The sequence below is a fragment of the Muricoprocola aceti genome (assembly GCF_025567005.1).
Lineage (GTDB): Bacteria > Bacillota > Clostridia > Lachnospirales > Lachnospiraceae > Marvinbryantia > Marvinbryantia aceti.
The window spans coordinates 1-13,477 of the sequence record NZ_JAOQKE010000016.1; the positions used below are offsets into that span (position 1 = coordinate 1).

Annotated in this window: 18 protein-coding genes and 5 pseudogenes; 19 read left to right on the forward strand and 4 right to left on the reverse strand. The window is 43.3% G+C overall.

Annotated elements, in window-relative coordinates; all coding sequences use genetic code 11:
* Window positions 1-89: 89 nt before the first annotated feature.
* From OCV47_RS11375 to OCV47_RS11420, 11 genes and pseudogenes are all read left to right on the forward strand, one after another.
* A pseudogene (locus OCV47_RS11375) lies at window positions 90-497 on the forward strand (NifB/NifX family molybdenum-iron cluster-binding protein); the annotation flags it as partial.
* A gap of 70 nt (window positions 498-567) precedes the next feature.
* The gene (locus OCV47_RS15800; protein WP_317244333.1) at window positions 568-1,197 is read left to right on the forward strand and encodes a rubredoxin-like domain-containing protein; all 630 of its coding nucleotides are present in this window, start codon (window positions 568-570) and stop codon (window positions 1,195-1,197) included.
* 2 nt (window positions 1,198-1,199) lie between these two features.
* A pseudogene (locus OCV47_RS16060) lies at window positions 1,200-1,769 on the forward strand (ATP-binding protein); the annotation flags it as partial.
* A gap of 18 nt (window positions 1,770-1,787) precedes the next feature.
* Window positions 1,788-2,348, forward strand: a complete 561-nt coding sequence (rbr, locus tag OCV47_RS16065; RefSeq protein WP_334296353.1) for a rubrerythrin — start codon at window positions 1,788-1,790, stop codon at window positions 2,346-2,348.
* Between the two features lie 89 nt (window positions 2,349-2,437).
* A complete protein-coding gene (locus OCV47_RS11390) occupies window positions 2,438-3,388 on the forward strand; it encodes a hypothetical protein (RefSeq protein ID WP_262655189.1) in 951 nt (316 codons plus the stop codon).
* Between the two features lie 2 nt (window positions 3,389-3,390).
* A complete protein-coding gene (locus tag OCV47_RS11395; RefSeq protein WP_262655190.1) occupies window positions 3,391-3,702 on the forward strand; it encodes a hypothetical protein in 312 nt (103 codons plus the stop codon).
* Window positions 3,703-3,800: 98 nt separating this feature from the next.
* Window positions 3,801-4,094 (forward strand): annotated as a pseudogene (locus OCV47_RS16070) (thioredoxin family protein); the annotation flags it as partial.
* A gap of 66 nt (window positions 4,095-4,160) precedes the next feature.
* A complete protein-coding gene (trxB, locus tag OCV47_RS11405) occupies window positions 4,161-5,066 on the forward strand; it encodes a thioredoxin-disulfide reductase (RefSeq protein ID WP_262655264.1) in 906 nt (301 codons plus the stop codon).
* A 1-nt stretch (window position 5,067) separates the two neighbouring features.
* Window positions 5,068-5,283, forward strand: a complete 216-nt coding sequence (locus OCV47_RS11410) for a hypothetical protein (RefSeq protein WP_235249362.1) — start codon at window positions 5,068-5,070, stop codon at window positions 5,281-5,283.
* Complete coding sequence (locus OCV47_RS11415; RefSeq protein ID WP_262655191.1) at window positions 5,268-5,930, forward strand: cytochrome c biogenesis CcdA family protein; 663 nt, start codon at window positions 5,268-5,270, stop codon at window positions 5,928-5,930. The genes OCV47_RS11410 and OCV47_RS11415 overlap by 16 nt, the downstream gene beginning before the upstream one ends.
* 9 nt (window positions 5,931-5,939) lie before the next feature.
* Window positions 5,940-6,548 (forward strand): TlpA family protein disulfide reductase, encoded by a 609-nt coding sequence (locus tag OCV47_RS11420; protein WP_262655193.1) that lies wholly within the window; start codon window positions 5,940-5,942, stop codon window positions 6,546-6,548.
* Window positions 6,549-6,638: 90 nt separating this feature from the next.
* On the opposite strand, the gene OCV47_RS11425 is transcribed toward OCV47_RS11420, so the two are convergent.
* Both OCV47_RS11425 and OCV47_RS11430 read right to left on the reverse strand, forming a co-directional pair.
* Window positions 6,639-6,944 carry a hypothetical protein gene (locus OCV47_RS11425; RefSeq protein WP_262655194.1) on the reverse strand — a complete coding sequence of 102 codons (306 nt, stop codon included), beginning with the start codon at window positions 6,942-6,944 and terminating at the stop codon, window positions 6,639-6,641.
* Complete coding sequence (locus OCV47_RS11430; protein WP_262655195.1) at window positions 6,901-7,185, reverse strand: hypothetical protein; 285 nt, start codon at window positions 7,183-7,185, stop codon at window positions 6,901-6,903. Before OCV47_RS11430 ends, OCV47_RS11425 begins: the two co-directional genes overlap by 44 nt.
* Before the next feature lie 435 nt (window positions 7,186-7,620).
* Between OCV47_RS11430 and OCV47_RS11435 the strand changes: the two genes are divergently transcribed.
* The 8 genes and pseudogenes from OCV47_RS11435 to OCV47_RS11470 all read left to right on the forward strand — a co-directional run bounded on the left by OCV47_RS11435 (window position 7,621) and on the right by OCV47_RS11470 (window position 12,042).
* Complete coding sequence (locus tag OCV47_RS11435; protein WP_262655196.1) at window positions 7,621-8,472, forward strand: tyrosine-type recombinase/integrase; 852 nt, start codon at window positions 7,621-7,623, stop codon at window positions 8,470-8,472.
* A pseudogene (locus tag OCV47_RS16235) lies at window positions 8,465-8,635 on the forward strand (transposase zinc-binding domain-containing protein); the annotation flags it as partial. The gene OCV47_RS11435 and the pseudogene OCV47_RS16235, both read left to right, overlap by 8 nt.
* 763 nt (window positions 8,636-9,398) lie before the next feature.
* A pseudogene (locus OCV47_RS11445) lies at window positions 9,399-9,803 on the forward strand (VirB4-like conjugal transfer ATPase, CD1110 family); the annotation flags it as partial.
* Window positions 9,800-9,928 (forward strand): hypothetical protein, encoded by a 129-nt coding sequence (locus OCV47_RS11450; protein WP_262655198.1) that lies wholly within the window; start codon window positions 9,800-9,802, stop codon window positions 9,926-9,928. The pseudogene OCV47_RS11445 and the gene OCV47_RS11450, both read left to right, overlap by 4 nt.
* 129 nt (window positions 9,929-10,057) lie before the next feature.
* On the forward strand, window positions 10,058-10,582 hold the full coding sequence (locus tag OCV47_RS11455) for a class B sortase (protein WP_262655265.1): 525 nt from the start codon (window positions 10,058-10,060) through the stop codon (window positions 10,580-10,582).
* A 47-nt stretch (window positions 10,583-10,629) separates the two neighbouring features.
* On the forward strand, window positions 10,630-10,923 hold the full coding sequence (locus OCV47_RS11460; protein ID WP_154433266.1) for a type II toxin-antitoxin system RelB/DinJ family antitoxin: 294 nt from the start codon (window positions 10,630-10,632) through the stop codon (window positions 10,921-10,923).
* On the forward strand, window positions 10,913-11,227 hold the full coding sequence (locus OCV47_RS11465) for a type II toxin-antitoxin system RelE/ParE family toxin (RefSeq protein ID WP_262655199.1): 315 nt from the start codon (window positions 10,913-10,915) through the stop codon (window positions 11,225-11,227). The genes OCV47_RS11460 and OCV47_RS11465 overlap by 11 nt, the downstream gene beginning before the upstream one ends.
* A gap of 89 nt (window positions 11,228-11,316) precedes the next feature.
* Window positions 11,317-12,042 (forward strand): hypothetical protein, encoded by a 726-nt coding sequence (locus tag OCV47_RS11470; RefSeq protein ID WP_262655200.1) that lies wholly within the window; start codon window positions 11,317-11,319, stop codon window positions 12,040-12,042.
* 189 nt (window positions 12,043-12,231) lie between these two features.
* Here the strand turns inward: OCV47_RS11470 and OCV47_RS11475 are convergent, their stop codons facing one another.
* Both OCV47_RS11475 and OCV47_RS11480 read right to left on the reverse strand, forming a co-directional pair.
* Window positions 12,232-12,765 (reverse strand): HdeD family acid-resistance protein, encoded by a 534-nt coding sequence (locus tag OCV47_RS11475; protein WP_154433055.1) that lies wholly within the window; start codon window positions 12,763-12,765, stop codon window positions 12,232-12,234.
* A 72-nt stretch (window positions 12,766-12,837) separates the two neighbouring features.
* The gene (locus OCV47_RS11480) at window positions 12,838-13,278 is read right to left on the reverse strand and encodes an Hsp20/alpha crystallin family protein (protein WP_262655201.1); all 441 of its coding nucleotides are present in this window, start codon (window positions 13,276-13,278) and stop codon (window positions 12,838-12,840) included.
* Window positions 13,279-13,477 lie beyond the last annotated feature (199 nt).

Genomic DNA, 13,477 nt, shown 5'->3' on the forward strand with positions numbered 1-13,477 from the left:
TGATGAAGGAAGAACACCCTCTTCTGTTATCTGATTTATAGAAACTTGTTAATCAAGTAGTCTTCATTGACTACATCATTATTATACTAGGAGATAATATTATGAGAATTGCAGTCACTTATGAAAACGGAGAAATCTTTCAGCACTTCGGTCACACCGAACAGTTTAAAATCTACGATGTGGAAGATGGAAAAATCATTTCGTCTGAGGTTGTGGATGCTGGCGGCAGCGGACATGGTGCACTGGCAGGCGTCCTGAGTGCACTGAAGGTGGATGCCCTGATCTGCGGCGGTATTGGCGGCGGTGCCCAGATGGCACTGAGCGATGTGGGTATCCGGCTTTATGGTGGTGTTTCCGGCAACGCTGATGCAGCAGCAGAAGCACTGGCAGCAGGCGAGCTGGACTTCAACCCCAATGTCCGGTGTGATCATCACGACCACCATGGGGAAGGTCACTCTTGCGGTTCCCACGGCTGCGGCCATCACTCCTGCGACTGAAATAGGTGATTAAGTCACGGAATATGTGTCGTGATTTGATAAAATATAGATAAAGGAGGCGGTAAAACCTATGAAACAATATGTTTGCGGCATTTGTGGATATATCCACGATGAAGCTGTCGGTGGCAAGTGGGAAGACCTACCTGCCGATTGGAAGTGTCCTGTCTGTAAAGCAGGCAAAGACGCTTTCAAACCCAAAGATGAAAAAACAGCGTCCCAGGAGATCCTTGAAAAGCCCCATGTGGACAAGGAACTCTCTCCCATGGAAATGAGCATCATCTGCTCCAATCTGGCCCGTGGCTGCGAAAAGCAGTATCTTCCCCAGCAGGCAGATGATTTCAGAAAACTGGCAGAGTTCTTCAGAAGCAAGGCTGCGCCCGTCGAGGAGGCCAGCACAGCCAAGCTGCTGGAACTCATTGACAAGGATTTGTCTGTAGGGTATCCCTATGGCAATGCTATAGCCGGTGAAAAGCCTGATCGGGGTGGTCTGCGCTGTCAGGTGTGGAGTGAAAAGGTTACCCGAATGCTCCAATCTCTGCTGACTCGATATGAATCTGAGGGAGACAAGATGTTGGAAAACACCGGTGTCTGGGTTTGCACGGTCTGTGGTTTTGTCTATGTTGGTGACATAGCTCCGGAGCTATGTCCGGTGTGTAAGGTTCCCAGTTGGAAATTTGAAAAAATGGAAGGGAGGGCATAACTATGGCTGAAAAATATGCAGTAAGAAATCTTCGCTTATGTACCAAGGATTGCCTTTGCCTCTATGTCTGCCCAACCGGAGCGACTGATACAGAGAACAGCATCATTGATCCTGAAAAGTGTATCGGCTGCGGTGCCTGTGCCGAAGCCTGTCCATCCTCTGCAATCTCTATGGTTCCAAAAGAACTGCCGCCGCAGCAGCCGAAAGAAGAAAAAGTTGTCGAAGCGCTTCGTGGCTTAGTTCAAAGCAAAGCCAATGCAGAGAACATTGCTTCGCAGCTTCCTGATGTCTTGAGCGTCGCTGTGGAAAAATCCTCTCGCCTGATGGCTGAGGATCTGTGCAGAGAAGCCGGCTTTATGCTGCCTCAGAGCAGCAACACCAGATCGTTTCTGGAAAGTATTAAAACGTATCCCGGCATTCCTGTGGATGCTGTGGAATCCCTGTTAAAAAACATTCAATTCAATGAAAAAACGGAGGAAAAGAAAATGGAAAAATGGAAATGCACAGTCTGCGGTTACATTCACGAAGGCCCTATGACACCTGATTTTAAGTGCCCCATCTGCAAGCAGCCCGCCGACAAGTTTGTGAAGATTGAGGATGCTGCGGCTCCTGCAAAGAATCCCTATGCAGGCACCAAAACCGAGAAAAATCTGTGGGAAGCCTTTGCTGGTGAATCTCAGGCACGCAACAAATATACTTACTTTGCTTCAGTAGCCAAGAAAGCCGGTTACGAGCAGATTGCTGCTCTGTTCCTGCATACTGCACAGAACGAGATGGAGCACGCCAAGTTGTGGTTCAAAGCTCTGGGCGAGCTGGGCGATACTGCCGAGAACCTGCTCCATGCTGCTGAAGGTGAGAACGCCGAGTGGACGGATATGTATGACCGCATGGCTCGTGAAGCTGATGAGGAGGGATTCCATGATCTGGCTGAACAGTTCCGTGGCGTAGCTGCCATTGAGAAGATGCACGAGGAGCGCTACCGCAAGCTTTTGAGCAACGTGGAGACCATGCAGGTGTTTGAGAAGAGCGGCGTTACCATCTGGGAGTGCCGTAACTGCGGACATATCGTAGTAGGAACCAAGGCTCCTGAGATCTGCCCTGTCTGCAAGCATCCTCAGGCATTCTTCGAAGTGCGTGCGGAAAATTACTAAGAATCAATAGCCTATAGATGATGGAAGTATAAAAGGCAGTATGCCGCCTGTCGGTTTCCCGGCAGGCGGTTTTTTACAGGAGGATGCCTATGATTCAAGATAATGCCAGCTTTACCTTTTTACATCGCATAGAGGAAGTAGAACTGAACATTGAGGATGGACGCTGGCAATCTGCTTTGGCATTGGCGCTGACTTTGCCTGATATTTGTGGCGGAATTGCTTTCCCAGAAATTGTAAAGCGTTATCGGGATGGGCGTGCTGTTCTGGACAGAAACCAGAGACCAACTCGTGATGTAGGAAATCAATATATTCGTTGGTTTGATACATACGCAGCACCTTTCTTTAAAGTCTCTGCGCAGGATATCTCGCCCTATATCTGCGGAGAACGATGCTGGCAGCTTCGCTGTGAATACCTACACCAGAACAAAGGCTTTGCAAATACTGAGGACAATACTTCGATTCGTTTTCACCTGGGCGTGAATTGCGGAACCTCAGTTTGTCAACTGGATAGAATTGGTTCTGACAATAGCCTTATGGACATCCGTATCGATATTGAACAGTTTTGCCGAAGAATGTGTCAAGCGGTCAGAGCTTATTATGAAGCAGTACATACAGAAAAAGATTTCAACCTTTATAATACGCCAGTTCTTGATTTTATAAAGGCATCACAAGATGAGCAATCAAATGCCACGATTGCCATTATGTGCAGTGATTCAGCCTATGGGAACGGACTGAGACTGGTGCTGCAGAAGTTATCCAAACATATCCTTGTATTTGAAACCCCGGAAGCTGCAAGAAAAAAGCTTGGAAAGAAAAAGCCTATGCTTTGGGTTGTTACAGAGGCGCTGACAAAACAGCCGGATCAGCCATGGCGGGCGGATAAAAGAACACCCGTAATTCTTCTGTCCAATCAACCGGAATCAGAAATAACGATTGAAAAGAATACGGGTAAGGTGATCATCTTGCCTGTTCCCGTTCTACCAGAAACGCTCCGTAATGCAGTTAAGGCTTATCTTTTGTTAAAGGAGGGGAAGCAATAAGAATGATTATTATTATCTTATCAATCATATTACTACTACTTCTTCTTACTTCTTTCCTCTATATTCAAAAGAAAAAAGTGATGTCGCTTCAACAGCAGATTAGTGATCTCCAAAGTAAAATTAGTATTCTTGAGAAACAATATCTTTCAGCTGAACAGTATAACGATTCTCTCAGGCAGGAAGCATACACGGTTCATTTATATGCTTCTCTCTCGCTGGAGGAGGCAAGAAAAACATCCATAAAAGATAAGCAGTCTCAAATCATCCGTTCCAGTGAACATATCCTCGAGTTACTTAATAACGAAAAAGTTTAGTGCGGCAGCAATGTCGCACTATTTTATGTGATATCATCACCGAAATGTTATTTTAGATTGGCTATACTATAATCAAGCAAAGGAAAGGAGCTGGCAATATGGCAGTTATCAATATTAATAGAAATCAATTTGAAGAAATGGTGCATAGCGGAAAGACTGTTCTGGTGGAGTTTTCAGCCCCTTGGTGCGTATATTGCCGCCGTCTGGCTCCAGCATTGGAAAGCGTTGCTGAGGAATATAAGGATACGCTGGTATTCACTGCTGTCAACATTGATGATGAACCGGAATTGGCTGAGACCGAGGCTATTGAAGTTGTCCCTACTCTGCTGATCTATCACAGCGGACAGACTCTTGGCTCTATCGTCGCTCCGGAATCCAGAGCGCAGCTGGTGGCTTTTATTGAGGAAACCTTACAGCACCGGACTCAGGAAGTAAATAATGCGCAGCATATCTATGACATGATCGTTGTAGGTGGCGGTCCCGGCGGGTATACCGCAGCCCTTTATGCTGCAAGAGCAGGAATGGACACCGTGGTTTTAGAAAAGCTGTCTGCCGGTGGGCAGATGGCTCTGACCGAGCAAATCGACAACTATCCCGGCTTCGAGGATGGCATCGACGGTTTCTCCCTGGGAGAAAAAATGAAGCGAGGAACGGAGCGGTTTGGTGTGGAAACCAAGCTGACTGAGGTGCTGTCTCTGGAACTGTCAGGTTCTGTAAAGAAAGCTGTGACCAGCGAAGGCGCTATGTACGCAAAATCCATCGTATTGGCTACAGGAGCCGGTCCCAGAGAGCTGGGTGTTGATGGGGAACAGGCGTTAATCGGTAAAGGTGTCCATTACTGTGCGGCCTGTGACGGAATGTTCTATCGGAACAAAACGGTTGTCATCGCAGGAGGTGGCAATACCGCTGCGGCGGATGCGCTGATTCTCTCCCGTATCTGCAAAAAAGTCATCGTCGTCCACCGCAGAGGCACCCTAAAAGCAACAAAGATTTACCATGAACCTTTGATAAAAACAGAAAATGTAGAATTTCTCTGGGACAGTGAGATTATAGCTCTGCTCCATAACGAAAAGCTGACCGGTATCCAGATTAGGAACGTGAAAACTGGAGAAGAAAGTACCCTTGCTTGCGATGGTGTATTTGTAAGCGTGGGAAGAAAGCCTTCCACCGAATTGATGAAAGATCAGATTGAGATTGATCCGGCTGGATACATTATTGCAGATGAGAGTACCCGCACCAACATCCCCGGTGTGTTCGCCGTTGGGGATGTCCGCACAAAGGCATTACGGCAGGTCGTAACTGCTGTAGCCGATGGGGCAACTGCTGTTCACTATGCAGAGGAATATTTAGCAGGAGGAATGTGAGATGAAAGAAAAAATTAAAAAATGGCTGAAGCCAGTTCTTTTTACCGCAGGCGGCGCATTAGTTGGCCTTGCATATTACTACTTTGTGGGATGCCCCACTGGAGCTTGTCCGCTGACTTCTAACCCGTTCATCACGATGGCCTATATGGGCTTTATCGGCTGGCTGTTGTCCGGTATTTTCGGAAAGGGGTGCAGCGGTTCATGCAATACGCAGTAGCTTTCCTGGAGGGCATTATCACCTTCATATCACCCTGCCTGCTTCCCATGCTGCCCATCTATATCTCCTATTTTGCAGGTGGTGGAGAACGCAGCACAAAAAAGACCTTGTTGGGAGCGTTGGGATTTGTTAGTGGGTTTACTGTAATCTTTGTGGCAATGGGCACTTTGGCAGGCACCATTGGCAGCTTCCTGCGAGAATACAAAGGTGCAGTGAATTTAATTTCCGGATTGATAGTAATTCTTTTTGGCCTCAATTTTCTGGGCATTTTCAAAATGAATTTGTTCAGAGGCGGCAGTAAAACATTAAACAGTCGTGAGATGGGGTTCTTCCCCGCTATGCTCTTTGGCATAATATTTTCCTTGGGCTGGACACCTTGTGTGGGCGCATTCCTCGGTTCTGCCTTGATGCTGGCCTCTCAGCAAGGTCATGTAATCAAAGGTATGTTGATGCTGCTTTGCTATTCGTTGGGACTTGGCATTCCTTTTCTTCTCAGTGCTATTCTGATCGACTATTTGAAGTCAGCCTTCAACTGGATTAAAAAACACTACCGGATCATCAATACTGTCAGCGGCTGTTTCCTGATATTGGTGGGTATCCTGATGGCAACAGGAACGCTGGGACAGCTACTCAACCTGCTTAGTTGAGGAGGGTTTATGAATAAAAAGAAGATAATAAAGATACTCGTTCTTGTGTTTGTTCTCATTTTAGGTGGCGCAGGAATTCTATATAAACAGCTTGGACAGAAACTGGCTCCCAATCTGCTTGCTACACAAACACCGCAGGAACCCGAATCCACAGAAGCCTCCACTCCAACAACACAAGAGAATGAATCAGAAAAGATATTGGCCCCGGATTTTACAGTTTACGATCTGGATGGAAATGAAGTTCATCTTTCGGATTTTATCGGGAAATCCGTTGTCCTAAACTTCTGGGCAAGCTGGTGTAGTCCATGTAAAATGGAAATGCCTGATTTTAACGAAAAGTATCTGGAAATTGGTGAAGAAGTACAGTTTCTCATCATCAATATGACCGATGGCTCCAGAGAGACTGTGGAAACTGCATCTGCTTTCATCGCAGAACAGGGCTATTCTTTCCCGGTATTTTACGATACAGATCAGGATGCCGCTGCAACCTACGGTGTTTATTCACTGCCTACCACATATTTTATTGATGAGGAGGGAAACGCAATCGCTCAAGCAACGGGTGCAATTGATGAAGAAACCTTGCAGCAAGGAATTGACATGATTATTTCCGACAGGTGATGATCAGCATATTATATCGAAGTAAAATGCAAAAAAGTGGCCACGGTCTCACACTCCAAAACGGAATGGACCGTGGCTCTTTCTCTACCTTCAGCGCTGTTCTTCTTTTTGTTGTTTCTTCTCTTCCACTCGTTTGTGACGGTCAATACCCAAGATATGCTCAACCGTCTGCTTGGCAATCAGATATTCCTGCATCTCTTTCTTCACCTGACGATATTCTGCATAGGCTTGTTTTTTCTCACCCAACAACCGGTTAAACTCCTCATGCAGAGCCTGACGGGAAGGAACCTTTTGCCCATCCAACTGATCAAAGGCTTGCTTTTCCGCCTTATGTCCATCCGTTTCTCCCATCTTAATAAGAAATAAACTCTTTGATATAATTTCCCAAAGTTTCAAGTTTTACAACTGCCCATACCAACAGGAAGATTATAAGGATTGCTGCCAATCCCATACCGGCAAGGATAGCCAGGGAAGTCCACAGTGCCTTTACGATGCAGTAGATGGAGGAGCCTGCAATCACCAGAAGCAATAGAGCAATCACATGAGAGGAAATGTTGGTAATCAAATTTCCGAGGATACAAGCAACAGTTACAATGAACAACAACGGCAGTGCCAATACCTTCAAAATCATCTTCATAGGAACAACCCCTTTCTTTTGACCATATTGTACATTGAGAAGTGACGAACTGCAATGATGTCACCACCTATGTAACAGCCAAAGGGCGTTGAGCATAAAAAGAGGGCGCACTGGCTATTTGAACCAATGCGTCCCGTTCATTCTGTTTTCAGTTCGACAAACTGGAAGTGGACAAAATCGCTGCGCGATGGCCTGCCAAGGCTGTGGCGCAGTTTTTTACTTTTTCTAAAAAAGGCAGTGACAGGATTGGCCCAAGATAGTATTGTTAAAGTACCACCAATAACAAACTTCAAACACGGGCTTAGTCCCAACAACTGCCTATGAAAAGAATATCATCTTTAGGCTGCTTACACAAGCAGTTTTATTTTGCAAATGCACCTCCATGATGGGTAGTTACTATCGTTATTACCACATTTATTTCATGGAGGTTATTTTATGTATGAATCATATATTAATAAAATCGAAGATGTTGGCAAGCTTAGAAATCTGAAACCCGGCACCATTCGAACTTATAAAAATAATGTCAGAGATTTTCTGAAATTTATCAACAAACACCCTGAAGATCTCACTTGTGAAGACGCAAGAGATTTCCTTTTATATTTAAAGGACAAAGGCGATAAATCATCTACACTTAATAATAAAAATGCCTCATTGGTATTTTTCTATAAGCGTGTTTTAGGAAAACTTTGGAATGATAACCTTGTTCCCAGAGCCATCAATGACTATGCTATCCCACGTGTACTGACTCGCGAAGAGGTTGAAAGGCTGCTTGATGCTACTCCTAACTTAAAATACAAAGCAATGTTTGCACTTATGTATTCTTCCGGATTACGTGTATCGGAGGTAATTCACCTTAACTATGAGGACATTTCTCGTACAAATATGCAGATTTATATCCGCAATTCAAAAACACATTCCTCTCGTTATGCTATTTTATCCAAAAGAGCTCTCGACATTCTTACTGAGTACTGGTTTAAATGTGGCAAGCCGAAAGGAATTCTATTTCCGAATCAGTGGACAGGTGAATATCTTACTCCTTCAGCTACTGGTTTGGAAATGCGTAAATCCGTAAAAAAAGCAGGTTTACCCAAAGATGTACATTCCCATTGTATAAGGCATAGTTTGGCAACACATCTCTTAGAGGATGGCGTTGATATTCGATATATTCAATCATTACTTGGACATCGTTCACCTAAATCTACTGAAATTTATCTGCACTTGAGCAATAAAACAGTTCTTGGCATCGTCAGTCCTTTTGACAAGGAAGAAGGTGGAGCTTTTGGATAAACCAACGGTACAGGATATCTTTTTGAGATTCTATCCCGGATATCTTGAAAAATACTCACCTTCTCCGGTGCAGTCTAAGGTCGCACACTGTATCATCAACTGTAAGACCGGTGCCTATGGAGCTAACATCAGTATATGTGAAGATTGTGGTCATACCCAGATGATAAATGCGGATGTTCACAGACTGTTCCCGTCGATTGATATAACCATGAAGACGAGACTGAACAGTCGTGCAGACCTCTCCAAGGAAAGACCACCGACATTGAAAGGTGCAATGGACGAATATTTCTATCAGAAGTATGGGGAGTCGAAGCAGGTTAGATATATCAATGGAATGATTGTTGTTCCTGTAGCTTACTGCAGAACGCAGAATCCGATGTTCTTCCAAGTGGACACCAATCGTTACACCCCACAGGGACGTGAACGTATTCACCGCATGCTTGCTAAATCTGAATATGGAGAAACGCTGTTGAAGTTGAGTAGAGATAACGACACGAATCATAGTATCGAATTCTGTGACAACCGCCTATCAAGATTTGTGGCATCAAAGGGTAAGTGTGAACTCTCAAAGGTGTCTCTTGCGTTTGAAGATGTGGAATGCATATATCTTAATCCACCAAGCCAAGGTGGTACGGATGAATATGCAAACCTCAGAATCGTACACAAAGATATAAAGAGCCTTATCTATTCTAATGACGTGAAAATCATCAAGTCCCTCATCGATTTATTCGATTGCAGGGCACCTGCCAAGATTGCAAAGCTCAACAAATGGAGAGCTAAAGCAGGATTGGAAGCAATTAACCTTATAACAATTAACCAGACTTTGAAGTAACTGTATTAGCAATAAAGACTTATCCCATGGAACGCCGTGTGCAATGAAAGTTGCTTGCACGGTGTGGCTCGGGGCGAAAGGCGTGAAAGCGTCTGACCTATCGAGATTTCTTCTGAAAGAGGAACAGACCGCAGCTTATTCTGTGGAAATCTGAAAGAGATTCCGCAAATGGGGTGGAATTCCCACAGGAATCACGCAGAATATCAAAGACCTTCTGGCCAGCCGGGAGATTGAGAATATCTTTGAAAACAGTGATTTTATCCTGATGCTGAATCAGGCTGCCGGTGACAGACAGATTCTGGCGAAACAGTTGAACATTTCACCGTATCAGTTATCCTATGTAACGAATTCCGGGGAAGGCGAAGGTCTCCTTTTCTATGGAAATATCATCATTCCATTCAAGGATAAGTTCGATAAGAGTCTGAAACTGTATTCCTTGATGACAACAAAACCGGAAGAGGTGGAGGAACGAAAGAAACTGGAGGCAGAAAGGAAATGAGAAAATGGATATCGAGGATTCTGTTTGTAGTTTCCATTATCCTTCTCTCCATCAGCCTCTATTTTCTGATGGGAATGTATCTGGAAGATCGAAAAAGCGAAACAGGATTCGACTCTATTCGATAAATCCATGAAGAACAGGAAACCAACGATAAAAAAGATGATGCTGAGGGAGACAGTAATCCTTCTGCTATTGTTGATTCTGGCCTTCTGGCTTTACATGAAAAGAATCCGGACTGCATTGGATGGATAAAGATTGAAGGGACAGCAATCGATTATCCGGTCATGTATCATCCGGCGGAAAAGAACTTCTATCTCCGAAGAAATTTTGAGAAAGAATACGATGTGAGTGGGACACCATTTCTCTCAGAACTTTGTGATCCGGAAGATGCAGACAACCTGATTATCTATGGTCATCATATGAGTTCAGGAAAAATGTTTGCAGCTCTGGATCGTTATAAGTCAGAAGAATTCTATCAGGAACATCCGATCATCCAGTACAGCACACTTCATGGGAAGGAACAGTATCAGATCATAGCAGCCTTTGCTGTTCCGGTGTATACCGGGCATGATTTTGAATACTACTCTTTTACTAAGGCAGAAAATGCTGAGGATTATCTGGAATTTGTCAAAGAATGTAAAAAACGGTCATATTACGACATAGGTTATACAGCCCGGTATGGAGATAAACTGATCACTCTTTCTACCTGTGAGTATTCGCATAAAAACGGGCGGATTGTTGTAGTTGGATGCAAAATCAATACAAATGAATTGAAATAGCAATGATTGTGTATTATAATAATAAAAAAGAAATGGAGGAATAATGAATGGCTAGTACAATTCAAGTACGTGTTGATGATGAGTTAAAGAGTAAGTCAGACCAGTTGTTTAAAGATCTTGGCACAGATACTACTTCTGCAATTCGGATGTTTTTGACACAAGCTGTTGCAAATAACGGTTTCCCATTTGAGATAAAACGGGTGGAGCATAATCCGTATGCTGCCATGTCTGAAGAAATGATGTTGGAGAAACTGGAGAAATCAAGAGTATCTGCATCAAAGGGTAACTATCGATATGCGGATGCTGTTATTGCTGATATGAGGGAAAAGTATGGAATATAAAGTAGTAGTAACAGCAGATGCAGAAGAAGATCTAAATCAATACATCAGATATTTGCTTATGGTGAAAAAAAGTGATCAGGCGGCGAAAAATGTTTTGGATGATTTTGAGGCTACTATTCGGAGCCTTAAAAGTGTTGCAGGAAGTTTGAAGCCGTGTGATAATCCTCGATTAAAAGAACTGGGGTATCGAAGGATAAATTTTCTTTCACATAGGTATTTTATGCTGTATCGAATTGTTGAGGATATTGTGTTTGTAGATAATATTTTTCATGAATTACAGGATTATGAAAACAAAATGATTTAATTGAAAATGGGATTCTTAGGAAAGGTCATTTACCGTGAAGACGATAGATGGCCTTTTTCTTATGTCTTTTTCGATGGAAAGGAGGAAAGATGGCAGGAAAGGAATATACAGCGAAAGACAAGATCTTTTCTAAAATGACAAGAGAAGGTCTGACGGAAGAAACACTCCGGGAAGGTTCTGTGAAGAAAATCGGCCAGAAAAGCCGGGATGAACCTGAACTTGACAGTAAGGAGCGGGATGAGAAAAATGCGGCTCCCGGCAAAAGGCTGTCGGACAGTTCCGGAAGAACTGATAACCGACGCATGAGAAGGTATGTGCAGGAATTAAGAATGTCTTCGGATATTGCATCTGAAGAAAGACCTGCAAGAACTTTTTTAAAAGCAAGCAGTGAAAGAATCATAGAAAGAAAGGACAGCCGGTACCAGAGAAAGCTTCATTCTCAGGAACAGATTCCGGAAGTATCCGGTAGCTCGGATCAGAAAGATCAAGTAAAGAAGAAACGTGTCCGAAAGAGACTGACAGAAGAACAGGCAAAATCGGGGAGACTTTCTTTTGGAGATGAAGGATCCGGCATGATCCATGGAGCCGGAACAGGAATGGGTCGAAAGGTAGCAGCCGGTGCGGCACTATATGCCAGAAATCAAATGGGAGAGAATGGAGATGATAATGCTGCTGTAGATGGTTCCGGTGCAACGATTGCAGCTGCTGATGAAGCAGCCCACAGTCTTCGCAGGGCACAGTTAAGAAGCCAGAGAAGTGATGTGAAAGTACACAGAAAGTTAGCAATAAAACATTACGCGAGTAAACTCGCATAAGATGATTTCCACTTCCCAGACATCTGATTTCCAGATTTCCGGAAGTGCGATTTCATCGCACAAGAATATTCAAATTGTTTTTGGAATTAGGCATTCGTTAAAAAAGGCTGCACACAATTTTGTATGCAGCCGAATCTATATGAAGAGGTGCCTTTTTTCCTCCTTGGCAATGTTATTTTTTGTTATATTTTACATCCAGAAGCGATTGGAAAAGCATCCACGCATGACAGATACAATACCCTGTAGGATCAGGAAAAATCCGATTACCCAGGCCATAGCTGCAATACTTGCAAATGGATGTGTGAATGACAGAAAACCAATCACAGTCAGAAGGATTCCAAGTACTGTAAACCAGCCCCAGCCCTTTACTCCCAGTTTTTGAAGGTCAAAGGAATTAACCAGTTTGGTGATACCTGAAAAAATCAGCCACATTCCTAAAATAAAGGAAATAGTCATTGCTGTAAACCATCCATTTCCCAAAATGAATAAAGACATCAGTACGGTTAGAATGCCGTCAGCAAGAAACCAGCCAGATCCTGCCATATAATCATGACCGGCTGCAAATATCACAATATCTATAATGCCGGAAAACATCATGGCAACTCCAAAGATAATGGGAAGACCATAAAGAATTTTTCCGGGATTCCTCAAACATCCGATCCCGGTTATAATCAGAAAGATTCCGGCTAAAATCCATAATACTCTTGATGTCGTTTTACTCATATCAAAAACCTCTTTTCCGATTGCATTTGGCTTTTAAAACAGGCAGGGGTTTTATTCCCTGCCCGTTTGAGATTAACCTTCGATGGAAATATAATGTGAGTTGTTTTCTACTGCCTTCTGCTCTTTTGGAACAGTAAAGGAAAGAATACCATTTTCAAATTTCGGATGGATGTCTTCTCTCTGAACATTATTTCCTACATAAAAGCTTCTGCTTACATTTCCGGTATAACGCTCGCGGCGGATATATTTTCCTTCCTTATCTTTTTCATCTTTATCCAGACCTTTTGCTGCACTTACAGTTACATAACCGTTTTCAAGCTGGATCTGAATCTCGTCTTTCTTAAATCCAGGAAGATCAATTGCCACTTCGTAAGCGTTGTCTTTTTCCTTCACATCAGTCTTCATGATATGGGGAGCATGTTTTCCATACAATTTTTTATCGATGTCCGGAAAAGCAAAATCATCCATAAAATCATCAAATAAATTTTCTCCAAAAATACTAGGCATTAACATAAGTCATATCTCCTTTCATGACATAAACTAAAGTTTGCACTATCGGAGAAACCCGAAGTGTTGATTTATGAATATCAGGAAGAAAAATCATATTCTCTTTCTTTGTTCTATGTGTAATATAACATATGAATTAGCACTCGTCAATAGAGAGTGCTAATAATTGTGTGAAGACTTTGTGAACTTTGCGAAATAAAATAAT